This is a genomic window from Bradyrhizobium sp. USDA 376 (assembly GCF_054063675.1).
This window is the reverse complement of record NZ_JBSSGN010000001.1, coordinates 1,301,997-1,319,009: the sequence shown is the minus strand read 5'-3', so window position 1 is coordinate 1,319,009 and position 17,013 is coordinate 1,301,997. Positions and strand designations below refer to the sequence as shown.

Sequence of the window (17,013 nt, the reverse complement as noted above, 5' to 3'; positions counted from 1 at the left end):
CGAGCGCCTCAGGGTGACGGTGAGAGGCCCTGTGAATAGGTCGAATAACCCGGATAACCCGCCTAATCCTGACTTTTAGGCAAGCGGCGCCTATATCCCTGATCCTTCGCCCGACTCAAACGCTCAGCTAAACTCACCCCATGCGCTTCACGCCCCAGTTCCTCGACGAGCTTCGTGCCCGGCTTTCGGTCTCCGAAGTCGTGGGCAAGCGCGTCAAGCTGAAGAAGGCGGGACGGGAGTGGAAGGGGCTGTCGCCGTTCCAGCAGGAGAAGACGCCGTCCTTCTACGTCAACGACCAGAAGGGTTTTTATCACGACTTCTCCTCCGGCAAGCACGGCGACATCATCAATTTCGTGATGGAGACCGACGGCCTGCCGTTCGCCGAGGCCGTCGAGCGATTGGCGAACATGGCGGGCCTGCCGCTGCCGGCGGTGACGCCGGATGCGGCGCGGCAGGAGCAGCGGCGGCGCTCGCTGCATGACGTCATGGATCTCGCCGCGAAATATTTCGCGGAAACGCTGGCCTCGCGCGTTGGCGCCAAAGCGCGTGGCTATCTCGCCGACCGCGCCATCTCGCCGGCGACGCAATTGCAGTTCCGCCTCGGCTATGCCCCGCCCGACCGCTTCGCGCTGAAGGAGCATCTCGGCAAGCTCGGAATCTCCGTCGACGACATGGTCGAGACCGGGCTGCTCGTTGCAGGCAACGACATTCCCGTGCCCTATGATCGCTTCCGCGATCGCGTGATGTTTCCGATCACGGATTTGCGTGGCCGCGTCATCGCCTTCGGCGGGCGCGCGCTGGAGAAGGACGTTCCGGCAAAATACCTGAACTCGCCGGAGACGCCGCTCTTCCACAAGGGCGACAATCTCTACAACCACCAGACCGCGCGCAAAGCCACGCATGACGGCGCATCGTTGATCGTGGTCGAAGGCTATGTCGACGTCATCGCCATGGTCACCGCGGGCTTTGCCGGCAGCGTCGCCCCGCTCGGCACCGCGCTGACCGAGAGCCAGCTCGCACTGCTCTGGAAGATGGCGGACGAGCCGATCCTCTGCTTCGACGGCGACCGCGCCGGACAGAAGGCGGCGTACCGCGCCGCCGATCTCGCGCTGCCGTTCCTCGCGCCCGGCAAGAGCCTGCGCTTTGCGCTGCTGCCGGAGGGGCAGGACCCCGACGATCTCGCGCGCTCCGGTGGCCGCGGCGCGATCGAGGAGGTGATCGCGGCGGCGCGCCCGCTCGCCGACATGATCTGGTCGCGCGAGCTCGAAGGCGGCAACTTCGCCACGCCCGAGCGCCGCGCCGCGCTGGAGGCCCGCATCAAGGAGCTCACGAACGGCATCCGCGACGAGGTGGTGCGGCGCTATTACCGCGACGATTTCGTCGAGCGGCTGCAGCGCACCTTCGCTCCCGAAGGCGGGCGCGGCGGCTTTGGCGGCCGCGGCAATTTCCGCCCCGGCGGCGGCCGTCCGTTCCAGCCGCGGGGCGGGGGCGGTGCGAATCGATTCGGCGGCCAGGGATTCGGTGGAGGATTTGGCGGCGGCCGCCGCGGTCCGCCGGGGCCGACGCTGCTGCCCTCCGGCCCCTACCAGGCGGCGAGCCCGCAGCTGGCGGCCAGCCCGATCATGAAAGGCCAGCGCAGTGCCATCTCCCGCCGCGAGGCGCTGATCCTGCAATGCCTGATCAACCACCCCTGGCTGCTGCATGAGCACCTGGAGGAGGTGGCCGCCCTGGAGCTGGCCCATCCCGAGGCCCACAAGCTGCGGGCCGGCATCATCGCCGCCTTCGCCAACGACCATCATCATTCTCCGGACCCCGAGGAGCAGGCCGAGAAGATGCGCGCCGACCTCGAGAAGGGCGGATTTAACCCGTTACTTCAAAGGGTTGAGCGTGCCATCACCACCGCGGCGGTCTTCGGGGCGCGCGAGGGGGCCGCGCGGGATGACGTTCTTGCGACCTGGCATCAGCTGGTCGCCTTGCATCGGCAATGGCATTCACTACTTAGAGAGCTGAAAGACGCCGAGCTGGCCTTGGGGGAGGACCCCAGCGAGGCCAATTTGGCATGGCTGCGTGACGTCAAGGCCCGGATGGCCGAAGTCGACGGTACCGAAGCCCTGATCGAGGGCTTTGGCGAGCTGTCGGGTCGGTTCCAGAAGAGCGTGTGATGAAAGAATCATGCGGACGGCCGTGGCCGGAACCGCTAAAAGACTCGCCAAATCCAAGGTTTGGCGGCAAAAACAGGGTTAATCGAGGCTTAACGGTCTTGTAGCACTTTGGCCCAGAGGCGGCCGCAGGCAGAACAGACGCGTCAGGAATGAATCCGCGCAATAGCTGTTGGCACTACACCTGCATCCGCTGCGACAAAGAGGCTCACGAAGCGTTAGGCAATTCCGGCGAGAGAGAGTTGGGGGTGGCGAGAGACATGTGCGCCGCCCTTTCCGTGTCGAGAGCTGCCGAAGCGAGAGCGTCGAGCAACAGGTTCAAGTGAATTCACGCGGGCGCGGCGACCGTCTCGCATGAAGCGCGTTTAGGAGCAATGGATGGCCACCAAGGCAAAGACGCTGCAGGCGAAGGACAAGGAAAAAGACGACAAGGCAGCGGATGCTCCCGAGAAGGATTCCCAGGACGCGCCGTCTCCCTTGCTCGATCTGTCCGATGCGGCAGTGAAGAAGATGATCAAGCAGGCCAAGAAGCGCGGCTTCGTGACCTTCGATCAGCTCAATGAAGTCTTGCCGTCCGACCAGACCTCGCCCGAACAGATCGAGGACATCATGTCGATGCTCTCGGACATGGGCATCAATGTCACCGAAGCCGACGATAGCGAAGGCGAGGAGGACAAGGACGAGGGTGGCGAGGACGAGACCGACAACGAGCTCGTCGAGGTCACCCAGAAGGCCGTCACCGAGGTCAAGAAGAGCGAGCCGGGCGAGCGCACCGACGATCCCGTGCGCATGTATCTGCGCGAGATGGGCACGGTCGAGCTGCTCTCCCGCGAAGGCGAAATCGCGATCGCCAAGCGCATCGAGGCCGGCCGCGAGGCGATGATCGCAGGCCTCTGCGAAAGCCCGCTGACCTTCCAGGCCATCATCATCTGGCGCGACGAGCTCAACGAAGGCAAAATTTTCCTCCGCGACATCATCGATCTCGAAGCGACCTATGCCGGTCCCGACGCCAAGGGCGGCATGAACACCGCGATGATCGGCGGTCCCGCCGGCGAGAACGGCGAAGCCTCGGCCGAGGGCGGCGAGGCCGCAGCCGCGACCGGTGCCGCGCCCGCGCATGTCGCGCCGCCCGCAGCTCCCCCGTCGGCGACCCCGTTCCGCGCTGCGCCCGCGGCCGGCAACGGCGAAGCCGAGAAGGATCCGGGCGAGGCCGCCGCCGAAGCCGACATGGACGAGGACGACGAGTTCGAGAACCAGATGTCGCTCGCGGCGATCGAGGCCGAGCTCAAGCCGAAGGTCGTCGAGATCTTCGACAAGATCGCCGAGAGCTACAAGAAGCTGCGCAAGCTCCAGGAGCAGGACATCCAGAACCAGCTCGAGAGCACCTCGCACGGGCCCTCGCTGTCGCCGCACCAGGAGCGCAAGTACCGCAAGCTCAAGGACGAGATCATCGTCGAGGTGAAGTCGCTGCGCCTCAACCAGGCGCGCATCGATTCGCTCGTCGAGCAGCTCTATGACATCAACAAGCGCCTCGTCTCGCACGAGGGACGCCTGATGCGCCTTGCCGACAGCCACGGCGTCGCGCGCGAAGACTTCCTGCGCAACTACACCGGCTCGGAGCTCGATCCGCGCTGGCTCAACCGCGTCTCGAAACTCTCGGCCAAGGGCTGGAAGAACTTCGTCCACCACGAGAAGGACCGCATCAAGGACCTTCGCCACGAGGTGCATCAGCTCGCGGCCCTCACCGGCCTCGAGATCGTCGAGTTCCGCAAGATCGTGCACTCCGTGCAGAAGGGCGAGCGCGAAGCACGCCAGGCCAAGAAGGAGATGGTGGAAGCCAACCTCCGTCTCGTGATCTCGATCGCCAAGAAGTACACCAACCGCGGCCTGCAGTTCCTCGACCTGATCCAGGAAGGCAACATCGGCCTGATGAAGGCCGTTGATAAGTTCGAATACCGCCGCGGCTACAAGTTCTCGACCTACGCGACGTGGTGGATCCGGCAGGCGATCACCCGCTCGATCGCCGACCAGGCGCGCACCATCCGCATCCCCGTGCACATGATCGAGACGATCAACAAGATCGTGCGCACCTCGCGCCAGATGCTCAACGAGATCGGCCGCGAGCCCACTCCTGAGGAGCTGGCCGAAAAGCTCGGCATGCCGCTGGAGAAAGTGCGAAAAGTCCTCAAGATCGCCAAGGAGCCGCTCTCGCTTGAGACGCCCGTCGGTGACGAAGAGGATTCACACCTCGGCGATTTCATCGAGGACAAGAACGCGATCCTCCCCATCGACGCCGCGATCCAGTCGAACCTGCGCGAGACCACCACGCGCGTGCTCGCCTCGCTCACCCCGCGCGAAGAGCGCGTCCTGCGCATGCGCTTCGGCATCGGCATGAACACCGACCACACGCTGGAAGAAGTCGGCCAGCAGTTCTCGGTGACGCGCGAGCGTATCCGCCAGATCGAAGCCAAGGCGCTGCGCAAGCTGAAGCATCCGTCGAGGTCGAGGAAGCTGCGGAGCTTCCTGGATAACTAATTCGGATCGTCATGCCCGGGCCTGACCCGGGCATCCATTCAAACGAAAACGGCGGGCGAAAGCCCGCCGTTTTTGTTTGCACGAAGCCGTGAGATCAGGAAGGGTGAGCACCGCCGGAGTTGGATTGCATTAGGCTTGCTGTGATTCTGGATGATGGGTCCCCACCTCACCGTCTGGTACAACACCCGCTGCCCGGTCTGCGACGCCGGCATCGATTGGCAGCGCAACAAGCTGCTGGCGCTGGTGCGCGCGGGCACGGTCGAGTTCAAGGATATCAACGAGCAGCCGGACGCGCTGGCGCATTTTGGCGCTTCGCTCGACGACGTCAGGCGCCGCCTGCATGCGACCGATGAGGCCGGCCGGCTTATCGTCGGTGCGGATGTCGCGATTGCGCTGTGGCTGATAACGCCGGGGGAGGGGTGGCTTGCGGTGCTGTTCGGCAATCGCGTGGCGCTGCCGTTCACGCGGTTCTTCTATGACCGGTTTGCCGATCTGCTGTTTGCCTGGAATAAGCGGAACGGGCGCTGGTGAGCGCCTGCCGATGTCGGTCTACTTCTTCTTCGCTCCCACCCGGTCGAGACTCTTGATTGCGAGCGGCGGCCGCCCTGACTTCTCCGCGATCTCGCGGTCCTGCTCCATGATGAAGCCGCGGGCGGGTTCGTCGCCGTCGAGGCCGCCGAGCAGCTCGGCGGGCACGCGGCGGTTGGAGCGCTGGGAGCCGTCCTCGTAGACGACGTTGAAGAAGGCGAATTCGCCTTTGGGATTGGTTCCGGGTTTCTTGGCCATGGCGGCTTGTCGTCGATCAGGACGCCGCAGTCAAATGGCTTTCGCGATTGTCGGCATGCAGCCGTGGTCTTGCGGAGCGCTCCGCGCCATCAATCGGCGAGACTTTTTGCAGGAGGGAAGCTGTTTGCAGGATGGACGCGCCCAGCGCTTTTCGAAGGTGCGGTGCGAACCCTCAATAAACGGCGGGCCACAAAGCCCGCCGTCTATTTTTGGTCTTCAGCGTCGCCCGGGGCTGGCAGGGCAACAACCTAAAATAGAAGATTATAGGTTGCGTCATGCCCTGGCAAGCCAAATCGTGAGAGCGTTGGTGTCGCAGCGAGCGCAGCAGATATGCGGTGATCGTGAACGTCGAGTTCCCAAGCACACCGAAGCAATTGTTTGGATGATCAAAGTACTTTGTTCATATTGCCGTTGTCGCAACGCAGCGGGGCGTTGCGCGTCTTGTAGAGAATTGCGTTCCGCTGCACGTCTTCCCGTCTGCGTGCAGACACTCGGTTCCCCTGCGTGGCAACGAGTTCCATCGCCGCGGTGGATATCTCAACGCAGATGCGGGCGCTGCGCCACCTCCTGGACGGCGAGCCGCGATCCGCCTCCGCGCCCGCCATCTTCCGCTTTGCGTCCTTGCGCCATGATCGCGCTGCCCATTGCGGCGGAACCGAAGGTGATGAGGAAGGAGGCGAGCAGCAGAACGAGCGCGATGCCGGGTGCGCGGTCGGCGAAGATCAGCTCGCGCAGATGCCCGGGGTTGAGCCAGAGCAGCCCGCCGACGAGCAGCACCGCTGCGCAGGCGCCGATCGCGAGGTTGATGGCGAGCAGGCGAAACAGCGGGATGCGGAGAAGGCGGGCTGCTCGAGGTTGATGATTGTCAGGCATTGGCTCATCACCTCCTACACCAGCGCCCGCATCATAAAGGTAGTTCTCTCATCCGTCATTCCGGAGCGCGACGACGTTGTGAGTCATGATGCGCATCATGTCGCTTGCGCCACGATGTCGAGCGGAAAGCCGCCGGCCGCTTCAAGCTGCCGGCGCGACCCGGCTGCCGGCCTCGCGAGCCTGCGCCGCCTGCTGGCGCTCCATCATGGTCTGCCACAGCGTGGCGATGCTCACTTGCGTCTGCGGCGCGATCAGGCAGTGGCCCTCATTGTCGAACCCGCAGAACCGCACCGACGCGTCTTTCCTCACCTCGGTCAGCGCCTGGTCGAGCATCTCCAGGCACGTCATGACCTGGCCGATGTCCTGCAGGCGCGCGTGATGCAGGATGTCCATCAATCGGAACGTCATCACCGCGGGCTGGCCGAAGCTGATGCCGGGACGGCCGAGCTCGAACAGCACGTTCACGGCGGGAAACACGCCGCGGATGTGCTCGAGCACGCCGGCCATGTCCTCCACGCTGCAGGCGACGAGATGGGCGGCCTGCGGCGCCGCCACCGCTTGCGTCCGCTGCGCAAGGCCGAGCGAATTGATCACCTCCTGCTCGATCCATTGCCGCACCAAGGCGGGTGCATTGCGGATCTGCTCGGCGGTCAAGGTAATTCCGGTCATTGGCACTTCTCTCCTGGGCACTTCTCCTGGACGGCTCTCCTCGCCAGTCTAGAAAGCAGGGCGTGAGATACGTTGATGCGGATCAAGCGTGCCGCTTTGACGCTGGCGGCTTTCCCGGGCATGATCGCGCGCTGCTTCGCACTGGGATTTCTTGGGGGATCGCTCGACATGTTGAGATACGCTCTGGCCGCTGCCTGCTTCATTGGTCTGGCCGGCGGCTCGGCAGAGGCCGCGCGCTGCGGCGGCGACTTCAACAGCTTCATCGCCACCATGGCCTCGGAGGCGCAGGGAGCCGGCGTCTCGGCGGGCGTGACCAGCGCGGCGTTCAGCGGCGTCACCCAGGACGGCGCCGTGCTCGCCTTCGACCGGCGCCAGCGCTACACCTTCAACAAGAGTTTCGAGCAGTATGTCTCGACCCGCGTCGGCCCGGGCCGCATCAATGGCGGCAGGGCGCTGCTGCAGCGTCACGCCGCGCTGCTCTCGCGCATCGAGCAGCAGTTCGGCGTGCCGCGCTATATCCTGGTCGCGATCTGGGGACTGGAGAGCGATTTCGGCAAGGGCGATATCGGCAAGCTGCCGGTGATCCGCACGCTGGCGACGCTTGCGCATGATTGCCGCCGCACCGACCTGTTCCAGGGCGAACTGCTCGCCGCCCTCAAGATCGCGCAGCGCGGCGACCTGCCGCTGCGCGACCTCATCGGCGCCTATGCCGGCGAGATCGGCCAGACCCAGTTCCTGCCGTCGTCCTACATCAAGTACGGCGTCGATTTCGACGGCGACGGCCATGTCGACCTGCGCCACAGCGTCCCCGACGTGCTCGCCTCGACCGCGAACCTCTTGCACACGAGCGGCTTCAAGATGGGCCAGCCCTACGGCGAAGGCACCGCCAATTTCGAGGCGATGCGCGAGTGGAACAGGGCGGTGGTCTACCGCAAGACCATCGGGTATTTTGCGGACCGGCTGGCGGGGCAGTGAGGGCGTGGGGAGATTGAGCGCGATCTCACCCCATAGTCGTCCTGGCGAAAGCCAGGACCCATTACCCCAGGGAGAAGTTGCTACGACGGCTCTCGGCCACTTGCATTGGCTGAGTAACCGCCAGCTTTCGCCAGACTGAGTTCGGTGGTTATGGGTCCTGGCTTTCGCCAGGACGACGGTGGTGGGTGTGGCGGGCGGCGTCGCATCTCACTCACTTTCGCCCCCTTCGCCATCTTCTCCAACTCCGACGACGCGAATCGCAGTGATGAAACCCCCGTCAAGCCCCCGGGTCATGGAACCACGGTTTACATTTTTTTGAAATGAAACCGAACCGTAGCCGCTCGTGGCTTTTAACATACGTTAGGCAATCGATCATTGGGAGCTGCCGATGGGACAGGCACGGCCATATCGCGCAACTGCGCTGATCGTTGAAGACGACGTCATGCAGCGGGAGATGTTGTGCCTCCTGCTGGAAGAGAGCGGCTATCAGGTCATCCAGTGCGAAAGCGCCGAGGCGGCCGAACGTGTGCTGGAGAAGAACGCCGGCGCGCTATGCCTGATGCTGACCGACGTGCAGCTTGCGGGCCGCATGAACGGCGTCGAGCTCGCGTACGTCGCCAAGGACCGCAATCCGAAGCTCGACGTCGTCGTCACCTCCGGTCGCCCCTTGAAGCAGCCCTTGCCGGACGGCGCGAAATTCTGGGCCAAGCCCTGGGCGCCGCTCGACGTGCTGCGCGAGGCCGAGCTCGCGCAGATGTCCTGACTATTTTCAATCCGTCATCCTGAGGTGCGCGCGCTGCGGCGCGATAGCGTCGTTGCGCAAGCCTCGAAGGATGAACGGCCGAGATGCAGCCGGGCCGTCGCTCTTCGAGGCTCGCCGAAGGGGCGAGCACCTCAGGGTGACGGTATCAGAGACTGAAGGCCCGAGGGCTGACTTTCCTGCCACGAGGCGGGGTGATAGCGTTGGCCCCATGTCCTGGTCCTTCCTGCTCACCTCGCTCATCGTCGTCGCCTCGCCCGGCACCGGCGTGCTTTACACGCTGGCGGCGGCGCTGACGCGCGGCTCGCGCGCCAGCCTGGCTGCCGCCTTCGGCTGCACGCTCGGGATCGTGCCGCACATGTGTGCTGCGATGCTCGGGCTTGCCGCCGTGCTGCACACCAGCGCGCTCGCCTTCGCCGCGCTGAAATGGGGCGGCGTGCTCTATCTGCTCTACATGTCCTGGCAGGCGCTGCGCGAAACCGGGGCGCTGGCGGTGGAGGGCGAGATCCGCGAGCGGTCGAGCGGCCGCGTCGTCGTCACCGGCTTCCTGATCAACATCCTCAATCCAAAACTGTCGATCTTCTTCCTCGCTTTCCTGCCGCAGTTCATCGCGGCGGACGAGGCCCATGTGCTGGCGCGGATGCTCGAGTTGAGCGGTGCCTTCATGGCGATGACTTTTGTGGTGTTCGCCGTTTACGGCCTGTGTGCGGCCTCGGTGCGCGAGCGCGTTATCTCCCGCCCCGCCGTGATGGCCTGGCTGCGCCGCAGCTTTGCCGCGGGCTTTGCCGCACTCGGCGCCAAGCTGGCGTTCGCGGAGCGGTAGCTTGCTTCACCTCTCCCCGCTTGCGGGGAGAGGTCGCATCCCATCGCAGATGGGATGCGGGTGAGGGGGTACAGGTCCGTCGACAATCGCACGTGGGGAGAGAGGCCCCTCACCCCAACCCTCTCCCCGTAAGAACGGGGAGAGGGAGAAACAGCAGCGGCCCAATAAAAAAGCGGGCCTTGCGCCCGCTACCTTCAAACTCTTCCACCCGAAGCCCGGGCGGAGCGAGGCTCCACCCGGGCAAAGAAAAAGAAGCCTCGTTACTTCTTCTTCGCCTTCTTGGCCTTTTTCGCCTTCTTCTTCGCCGCCTTCTTCGCTTTCTTAGCCATAGTATCCTCTTAGGGGTTAATGGTGGAACGCGACACGAGGGATGCTCGGCGGAGGGCCAGCCTTGCAATGTCCTCGACCATAAACTCAGCAGATTCGCAGGGCTCTGCCCCGTGCTGTCACATCCGTGTCATCGCGTTATCCACAGCTCAGATGCATTTTCGGGTGATTTTTGCCCCCGAATCCGCATCGAGCGCGTCGCGCGGGACGGCGGCGACATGCCTAACGATCCAACAACGCGGCGGCGCCGTTCATGAATCCAAAACCAAAGGCGCGCTTTGGAGAATCGCAGTGAGACTCCGTTAAGCGCAACCGCCGCATTGTTCTCCGCAAGAAAACGGGGTTGGGTCATGGACGGACGGCTGCCAGGAATGGGGGACGCGACGCTGTGCGCGCTGCGCTCGCCATGCTGAACGTACCGACGCTCTGGACGGTCTTCGTCGTCAACTTCCTCGCGCTCGGCCTGATCTGGGCCTACGTGACGCGCTCCTATCCGAAATTCGCGGCCGCGCGGTTCTGGATGGCATCGTCCTTCGTCGGCGCGGCCGGCGCCATGACGGCCCTGGTCCGCCTGTTCGTCACCTCTCCCCTGCCGCTCCTGCTTGGCGCTGCCGGCGTCATGGCGGCGAGCTGCTTTGCCGCCATGGGCATTCAGCGCTTCTATGACCGGCCGGTCTCCTGGCGCATCATGATCGCAACGGAATGCGTGAGCCTCGCCGGCGTCGTGTTCTTCATGATCGGCTTCGAGCACATGCAGCTGCGCATGCTCAGTTACACGGTCGGGCAGGGGGTGCCGCTGGTGCTGGCGCTGCATCTGCTGTTTTCGCCGCCGGAGGGTCGCGTCAGCCCGGGCGCGCGATTGTCCGGCATCGTCATTCTCAGCATCATCGGGTTACTGCTGGTGCGTACGGTGGGCAACCTGCTCGGCTATGATTTCTCGGCCGTTGCGGCCGGCCAGAACCATGCCGTCATGGTGCTGGGGCTCCTGTTCCTGTCGATGACGCTGAATTTCGGCTTCCTGCTGATGGCGATGGACCGGCTGCGGGGCGAGGTCGCCGACCTCGCGCTGCTCGACGATCTCACCGGCGTCGCCAACCGGCGCCATCTGCTGCAGCGCCTGTCCGAGGAATGCGCCCGCTCGGAGCGCAGCGGCGAGCCGTTCGCGCTGCTGGTGATCGACCTCGACGGCTTCAAGACCATCAACGATACCCACGGCCACGCCGCTGGCGACGATTGCCTGCGGCACTTCACCCTGATGGCGCAGACGCGGTTGCGGCCCGGCGACATGCTTGCCCGCACCGGCGGCGACGAGTTCTGCATCGTGCTGCCGTCGTCGTCCCTGCGCGAGGGTGCGGCGATCGCCCGCCGCGTGCTCGAGGTCTGCCGCCAGGATGCCGCCGCCTGCACGGGCAAGGAGATCCCGATTACGATCTCGATCGGCGTTGCCGAGTGGGACCGCGGCATCGGCCATTTCCCGGACCGCCTGATCGCGCATGCCGACCACGCCCTCTACGCCGCCAAGAAGAACGGCAAGAACGATTTTGCGGTCTACGATCCGGCCCCGCCGCTCTCGCCGGAGCCGATTGGGCCGGCCGAGCGCAAGCGCACATTCGCGTAAAGCCTGCTACGATTTGGGTCCGCAATTGGACCCGCATGATGATGTCTCGCCTGCTCGCGGCCATTCTCGCCGCTCTTCTGATCACTCCAGCCGCCGCAACCGACGCCGAGTTCATAAGACTCGTGCGCGCCTCCGGCACGCCCGACATTCCCGGCCTCAAGATGGTCTGGCTCGCGCCATGGGGCGATGTCCGCAGCGCCCATCCGTGGCGCAACATCATCGTGCACCAGACCGAGGGGCCGGCGGGCTCGGCGCGTGGCGGCGCGGCGGAGCAGGCGAAGAACCCGACGCGCCGCGGCGTCACGGTGTGGGTCGAGACCGACGGCACGGTCTATTGGGCCGTCGCCGAGAACCTGGTGCCGACCCACGGCGACGGTGCCAACCGCAACGACAACAAGTACATCGACAACAGGCCGACCTATCGCCAGGTCGTGCGCGACAATTCGCTCGGCGTCGAGTTCGCCGGCAATTATCCGGATGTCACGACGGGACCGACGGAGGCGCAGGTCGCGGCCTGGAGGATCCTCGTCAAGGTGCTGCGCGCGCGCTACGACATCCCGCTCGATCACGTCTATGCGCACAACTGGATCGACTACAAGGACGCGCGCTATTGCGAAGGCTGCTGGCTCGCGACGCTGGCGAGGGTTTGGGGGGAGTAGGCGGTGCGCTCCCTCTCCCCGCAAGCGGCCCGCAAGCGGGGAGAGGCGAAGAAGCTCCCTTAGCGACTAAACGGGCTGCGCCATCCAGCCGAACAGCCGCCGGATCAGTCCCGGCCGCTGCGGCACTTCCGGTGGCCCGTCGGCAGCGAGCACGCGCTTGAAGAAGTAATCCAGGAACACCATGTCGTTCGGCTCGGTGACGGTGAATTTCTCGTCGCCGAAGAACACGCTGTAATCGTAGAAGAACGGTCCGACGACGGCACTGTCGCGGTCGACGCATAATCCTTGGAGATCACGAACTCGGACGGCTCGAGCCCGTGCTCGCGCATCGCCTGCTCGACCTGCGGCAGCTTGCGCATGAACTCGGCTTCGAAGCCGCCGACAGTGGATTGCAGGATGATCGACACGGCGCGGATCCGTTCTCTGGATGTGGCCCGACAAGAGTGTGTCGGGCGACCCGTCACAGGCGTTCAAGCGATAGCGGTACGACGACCCCACCTCGTTTAGGTGGACGGGATGAGCGAGACTCGCGCGTGGATTTGACAACGCGAGGGACGCTCGTTCCATGCATCAAGACAGACATCAAGACGGGCATGATGCCGCCTCCTATCAGCGGATCGAGGTGATCACAGGGGAGAGGCGACGGCGCAGTTGGAGCGATGCGGAGAAGGCGCGGATCGTGGCCGAGAGTGCCGATCCGGAGACGAGCATTTCCGAGGTGGCTCGACGCAACGGGGTGAACCGGGGACTGCTCAGTGTGTGGCGGCGCCAGGCGCGGCTCGCGTCGAGCGAAGCGCCGCAGTTCGTGCAAGTCAGGCTCCAGGCCGCCGTCGAGGCGCAGCCGAACGCGATCGATAAGGCGCATGTTCTGACGGATCCGGCCGAGCGGATCGAGGTGATGATCGCGGGCGCGACGGTGCGCGTGCCCGTCGGCGTCGACGCCGCGACGCTGGAGCGCGTGCTGGCGGCGGTGAGATCGACGCGATGATCTCTTTCGGTCCAATGGTCCGTGTGTTCGTCGCGACGCAGCCGATTGACTTTCGTAAAGGCGTTCATGGCCTTGTCGCGCTGGTAGCGGAGGGATTAGGCGGCAAGCCCTACAGCGGTGACGTTTATGTCTTCCGATCGAAGCGATCGGATCGTTTGAAGCTACTGGTTTTTGACGGCTCGGGAATGGTTCTAGCGACGAAGTGGCTGGAGAATGGGGGCTTTGCCTGGCCACCTGTTCGCGAGGGTACGATGCCGGTGACGGGGGCGCAACTGGCGATGCTGATTGAAGGTCTTGCGGAGTGGTCGCGTGTGGTCCCGAAGGTGACGAAGCGGCCGACGAAGGTTGCCTGAAGCGTCTTGTTTTGCTGGCGATTGCGAGTGCGTTCGTGTAGCTCTGCGATATGGCGCTTCGCCCCGAAGATCTCCCCTCTGACCCTGCGGCTCTTGCCGAGATGGTGCTGGCTTTCGAAGGCGAGAACGATGATCTGCGCGCAGAGATCGCCACGTTGAAGAGCCTGATCTTCGGCGCACGATCGGAGCGCGCGGCGATCGTCTGCGCCGAACAGATCGCGTTTGATCTGGAACGGACCGCCGGCTCACAGCTCCCGGCCAATGACGACAAACCGGACGCGCCGCGGCCGGAGCGGCGCAAAGCGAAGCGCAACATCGGCGCGCTGCCGGCGCATCTGCCTCGGGTCGAGCGGGTGATCGAGCCGGCGTCCACGCTGTGCCCGTGCTGCACGGGTCAGATGCATCGGATCGGCGAGGAGAGCAGCGAAGCGCTCGATCGGGTTCCCGCGTGGCTGCGCGTGCTCCGCACGATCCGTCCAAAATACGCCTGCCGCTCCTGTGAGGGCCCGATTGTCCAGGCCCCGGCACCGGCGCGGCTCGTCGAGGGCGGCATGGCAACGACGGCGCTGATCGCGCATATCGCCGCGGCCAAATATGCCTGGCAATCGACGCTCTATCGCCAGACGCAGATCCTGGCGGGTCAGGGTGTCGTCGTCGACCGTCAGACGCTGGCGCGCTGGATGGGGAGCGCGGCGTGGCTGGTCAGGGGCCTCTACGATCTGCAACTGAAGACTATGCACGGCTTCGAGCGGCTGTTCTGCGACGAGACGCCGATGCCAGTGCTCGATCCGGGACGCGGCCGCACGAGGATCTGCCAGTTCTGGGCGCACGCGACGGACGATCGGGCGTGGAAGGGGCCGGCGCCGCCGGCGGTCGCCTACGTGTTCGCAGGTGGTCGCGGCAAAAAGGAGATCGTGGCGCAGTTAGCCGGCTTCGAAGGCGTGCTGCAAGTCGACGGCTATGCCGCCTACGCCTCGCTGGCGGGCGATGCGATGATGTCGGGCCAGATCCAGCTGGCGTATTGTCTCGTTCACGCGCGCCGCAACTTCGTGAGGGTGCACAAGACGACGAACTCACCCTTCGCCGCGGAGGTCATCGAGCGCATTGCGGCCGTCTACGCGATCGAGGAGAGGATCCGCGGTCTCGATGCTGGGGAACGCCGCGCGACGCGACAGGCCGAGACGAAGCCGCTGATGGAGGCGTTGAGGGCCCGTCTGATCGCGGTGAAGGACGGGATCTCCCGCCGCTCGACGCTCATCAAGGCGATCGACTACATGCTCGAACGCTGGCAGGGCCTGACGACGTTCCTGGATGACGGGCGGCTCGAGCCGGACACCAACACGGTCGAACGATCGATCAGGCCAATTGCGATCGGAAAAAAGAACTCGTTGTTCAGTGGTGACGAAGGCGGGGGCGAGACCTGGGCGATACTCGCTTCGCTTCTTAACACAGCGAAATTGAATGGCCTCGACCCCGAGGCGTATCTCGTCGACGTTCTCGATCGCATGGTGAGCGGCGCCACGAAGACCAACCAGCTTCACGAACTTCTGGCCTGGAACTGGAAGGCCGCACGCGAAGCCGAAAAGCGGGCCGTGGCATGACGAAGCCGAAGCAAGGGCGGGGAACGCGAAAAGCACGCAAGACGACGATGGCGGACTATGCCATGTCGTTCGAACGGCTCGGGCAATGGATCAGCAAGCGCGCCAGGTCGCCGACGCTTCGGCATCCGCGGGCGACGTCGCTCTCCATGCTCGATGGCGCGGTGGCCGCGGTCGTCGCCGGGCCGGTCTCGATGGCGTCCGAGGAATGGGTGTGCCCGCTCCTCGGCGTAGATCCCGACGCCTTCAATCACGACACCGAGGAGTTCTCGGCAATCGCCGCCACGCTGATGCGCCACAACGCTATCAGCGAGACGCTGTCGACGAGACCGGAGAGCTTCGAGCCGCTGTTCGTGCGATCACCGGACGGCGAAGTCGACCCGCAGCCCTGGTGCATGGGCTTCTACGCCGTCATGAAGCTTCGGCTTCTCGTCTGGTCGCGGCTTCTCCCCCCGAATGGAACCGAACACCTTATGCTGCGGCCGATCTTGGTCCATTGCATCGACGACGCCGGTCGACCCTTGCTACCCCCGGCCCGGCGCACGCTGGGAACGCAGCCCATCATCCAAAACGCCTGGCGCAACATTCCAGCAACCGTCGAGGCCCTCCGGCAGTTCTGGATGCCTATACGCTTCAAGCGCGGTGCGTAGGCCGTCCGCACCAAGTCCGTGGCTCCGTGGGCCTCTCGTACCGTTTACGTTCAAGCTGCCCCCCGGCAGCTTTGCGGACATGCAGCAGCTCACCCAACAAAAAAGCCGGCGTTGCCGCCGGCTTTCTGTCTCTTTCGATCCGCCAATCTCTTATCGCGCAAGCCTTGCGCTTAATGCGCGGCTTCCAGCGCGGCCTGTTCCTGCCTTGCGATCGTGCCCTTGACCGCGGACTGCACCTTCTCGAAGGCGCGGACCTCGATCTGGCGGACGCGCTCGCGCGACACGCCGAACTCGGCGGCAAGGTCTTCCAGCGTCATCGGCTCATCGGCGAGGCGGCGGGCCTCGAAGATGCGGCGTTCGCGCGGGTTGAGCACGCCCATGGCGCCGTTCAGGGCGTCACGGCGGTGATCGTACTCCTCGTGCTCCGCCATCAGGGCTTCCTGGTTGGGCGTGTTGTCGACCAGCCAGTCCTGCCATTCGCCGGCTTCGCCGTCGTCGCGGATCGGGGCATTGAGCGACGCGTCGCCACCGAGGCGGCGGTTCATGTCGATCACGTCCTGGTCCGTCACGCCGAGGCGCTTGGCAATGGTCGCGACCTGGTCGGGGCGGAGATCGCCCTCGTCCAGCGCGTTGATCTTGCTCTTCGCCTTGCGCAGGTTGAAGAACAGCTTCTTCTGGTTCGCGGTGGTGCCCATCTTCACGAGCGACCAGGAACGCAGGATGTACTCTTGAATCGACGCCTTGATCCACCACATGGCGTAGGTGGCGAGACGGAACCCCTTCTCGGGTTCGAAACGCTTCACCGCCTGCATGAGGCCGACATTGCCTTCCGAGACAACCTCGGAGATCGGCAGGCCGTAGCCGCGATAGCCCATGGCGATCTTGGCCACGAGGCGGAGATGGCTGGTGACGAGTTGGTGCGCCGCGTCGCGATCGTCATGCTCGCGCCAACGCTTGGCGAGCATGTATTCCTGCTGGGGTTCCAGCATCGGGAATTTGCGGATCTCGGCGAGGTAGCGAGAAAGGCCGGATTCTCCATTGAGGACCGGCAAAGCAGCGGTACGGGCCATAGTGCGCCCTCCAAAGGTTCAGGCCCCCGATAGCGGCGGGCCAGGCAGACGACCGCTGTGTCAAAGCCGGCCGGGCTGCGATGTTCCGCGCTGGTCATTTCCAACGCAAGCGCAATATACCCCATGGGGGGTCGAAAAGGGAAGGATTGCTGACGTCACGTCCCCGTGTG

Annotated in this window: 17 protein-coding genes; 12 read left to right on the top strand and 5 right to left on the bottom strand. The window is 64.7% G+C overall.

Annotation, left to right across the window (positions count from 1 at the left end; genetic code table 11):
- Positions 1-140 precede the first annotated feature (140 nt).
- From dnaG to ACVJ19_RS06035, 3 genes are all read left to right on the top strand, one after another.
- The gene (gene dnaG / locus ACVJ19_RS06045) at positions 141-2,162 is read left to right on the top strand and encodes a DNA primase (RefSeq protein ID WP_453949821.1); all 2,022 of its coding nucleotides are present in this window, start codon (positions 141-143) and stop codon (positions 2,160-2,162) included.
- 375 nt (positions 2,163-2,537) lie between these two features.
- Positions 2,538-4,694 (top strand): RNA polymerase sigma factor RpoD, encoded by a 2,157-nt coding sequence (gene rpoD, locus ACVJ19_RS06040; protein WP_453949823.1) that lies wholly within the window; start codon positions 2,538-2,540, stop codon positions 4,692-4,694.
- Positions 4,695-4,844: 150 nt separating this feature from the next.
- Entirely contained in the window at positions 4,845-5,225 is a 381-nt protein-coding gene (locus tag ACVJ19_RS06035) for a thiol-disulfide oxidoreductase DCC family protein (protein ID WP_453949824.1), read from the top strand.
- Positions 5,226-5,243: 18 nt separating this feature from the next.
- On the opposite strand, the gene ACVJ19_RS06030 is transcribed toward ACVJ19_RS06035, so the two are convergent.
- The 3 genes from ACVJ19_RS06030 to ACVJ19_RS06020 all read right to left on the bottom strand — a co-directional run bounded on the left by ACVJ19_RS06030 (position 5,244) and on the right by ACVJ19_RS06020 (position 7,022).
- Positions 5,244-5,480: a hypothetical protein gene (locus ACVJ19_RS06030; protein ID WP_453949825.1), complete on the bottom strand. Its 237-nt coding sequence runs from the start codon at positions 5,478-5,480 to the stop codon at positions 5,244-5,246.
- 537 nt (positions 5,481-6,017) lie between these two features.
- Positions 6,018-6,353, bottom strand: coding sequence for a hypothetical protein (locus tag ACVJ19_RS06025; RefSeq protein WP_453949826.1), 336 nt, complete (start codon positions 6,351-6,353; stop codon positions 6,018-6,020).
- 141 nt (positions 6,354-6,494) lie between these two features.
- A complete protein-coding gene (locus ACVJ19_RS06020; RefSeq protein WP_453949827.1) occupies positions 6,495-7,022 on the bottom strand; it encodes a hypothetical protein in 528 nt (175 codons plus the stop codon).
- Between the two features lie 168 nt (positions 7,023-7,190).
- Between ACVJ19_RS06020 and ACVJ19_RS06015 the strand changes: the two genes are divergently transcribed.
- The 5 genes from ACVJ19_RS06015 (at position 7,191) to ACVJ19_RS05995 (ending at position 12,184) form a co-directional block, all read left to right on the top strand.
- Entirely contained in the window at positions 7,191-7,997 is an 807-nt protein-coding gene (locus ACVJ19_RS06015; protein ID WP_453955135.1) for a lytic murein transglycosylase, read from the top strand.
- A gap of 388 nt (positions 7,998-8,385) precedes the next feature.
- Positions 8,386-8,760 carry a response regulator gene (locus tag ACVJ19_RS06010; RefSeq protein ID WP_453949828.1) on the top strand — a complete coding sequence of 125 codons (375 nt, stop codon included), beginning with the start codon at positions 8,386-8,388 and terminating at the stop codon, positions 8,758-8,760.
- A gap of 208 nt (positions 8,761-8,968) precedes the next feature.
- On the top strand, positions 8,969-9,580 hold the full coding sequence (locus ACVJ19_RS06005) for a LysE family translocator (protein ID WP_453949829.1): 612 nt from the start codon (positions 8,969-8,971) through the stop codon (positions 9,578-9,580).
- Positions 9,581-10,313: 733 nt separating this feature from the next.
- A complete protein-coding gene (locus ACVJ19_RS06000) occupies positions 10,314-11,525 on the top strand; it encodes a GGDEF domain-containing protein (RefSeq protein WP_453955136.1) in 1,212 nt (403 codons plus the stop codon).
- A gap of 35 nt (positions 11,526-11,560) precedes the next feature.
- Entirely contained in the window at positions 11,561-12,184 is a 624-nt protein-coding gene (locus ACVJ19_RS05995; RefSeq protein WP_453949830.1) for a peptidoglycan recognition protein family protein, read from the top strand.
- 66 nt (positions 12,185-12,250) lie between these two features.
- On the opposite strand, the gene ACVJ19_RS05990 is transcribed toward ACVJ19_RS05995, so the two are convergent.
- On the bottom strand, positions 12,251-12,412 hold the full coding sequence (locus ACVJ19_RS05990; protein ID WP_453949831.1) for a hypothetical protein: 162 nt from the start codon (positions 12,410-12,412) through the stop codon (positions 12,251-12,253).
- A 337-nt stretch (positions 12,413-12,749) separates the two neighbouring features.
- Between ACVJ19_RS05990 and tnpA the strand changes: the two genes are divergently transcribed.
- The 4 genes from tnpA to ACVJ19_RS05970 are packed head-to-tail and all read left to right on the top strand — an operon-like array spanning position 12,750 to position 15,773.
- Complete coding sequence (gene tnpA / locus ACVJ19_RS05985) at positions 12,750-13,172, top strand: IS66-like element accessory protein TnpA (protein ID WP_424578819.1); 423 nt, start codon at positions 12,750-12,752, stop codon at positions 13,170-13,172.
- Entirely contained in the window at positions 13,169-13,525 is a 357-nt protein-coding gene (gene tnpB / locus ACVJ19_RS05980) for an IS66 family insertion sequence element accessory protein TnpB (protein ID WP_018273742.1), read from the top strand. The genes tnpA and tnpB overlap by 4 nt, the downstream gene beginning before the upstream one ends.
- 50 nt (positions 13,526-13,575) lie before the next feature.
- Positions 13,576-15,126 carry an IS66 family transposase gene (gene tnpC, locus ACVJ19_RS05975; RefSeq protein ID WP_035681142.1) on the top strand — a complete coding sequence of 517 codons (1,551 nt, stop codon included), beginning with the start codon at positions 13,576-13,578 and terminating at the stop codon, positions 15,124-15,126.
- On the top strand, positions 15,123-15,773 hold the full coding sequence (locus tag ACVJ19_RS05970; RefSeq protein ID WP_063712394.1) for a UPF0149 family protein: 651 nt from the start codon (positions 15,123-15,125) through the stop codon (positions 15,771-15,773). The genes tnpC and ACVJ19_RS05970 overlap by 4 nt, the downstream gene beginning before the upstream one ends.
- Positions 15,774-15,943: 170 nt before the next feature.
- Here ACVJ19_RS05970 and rpoH read toward each other — a convergent pair whose 3' ends face one another.
- Positions 15,944-16,843 (bottom strand): RNA polymerase sigma factor RpoH, encoded by a 900-nt coding sequence (gene rpoH, locus ACVJ19_RS05965; RefSeq protein ID WP_018643767.1) that lies wholly within the window; start codon positions 16,841-16,843, stop codon positions 15,944-15,946.
- Positions 16,844-17,013: the final 170 nt, after the last annotated feature.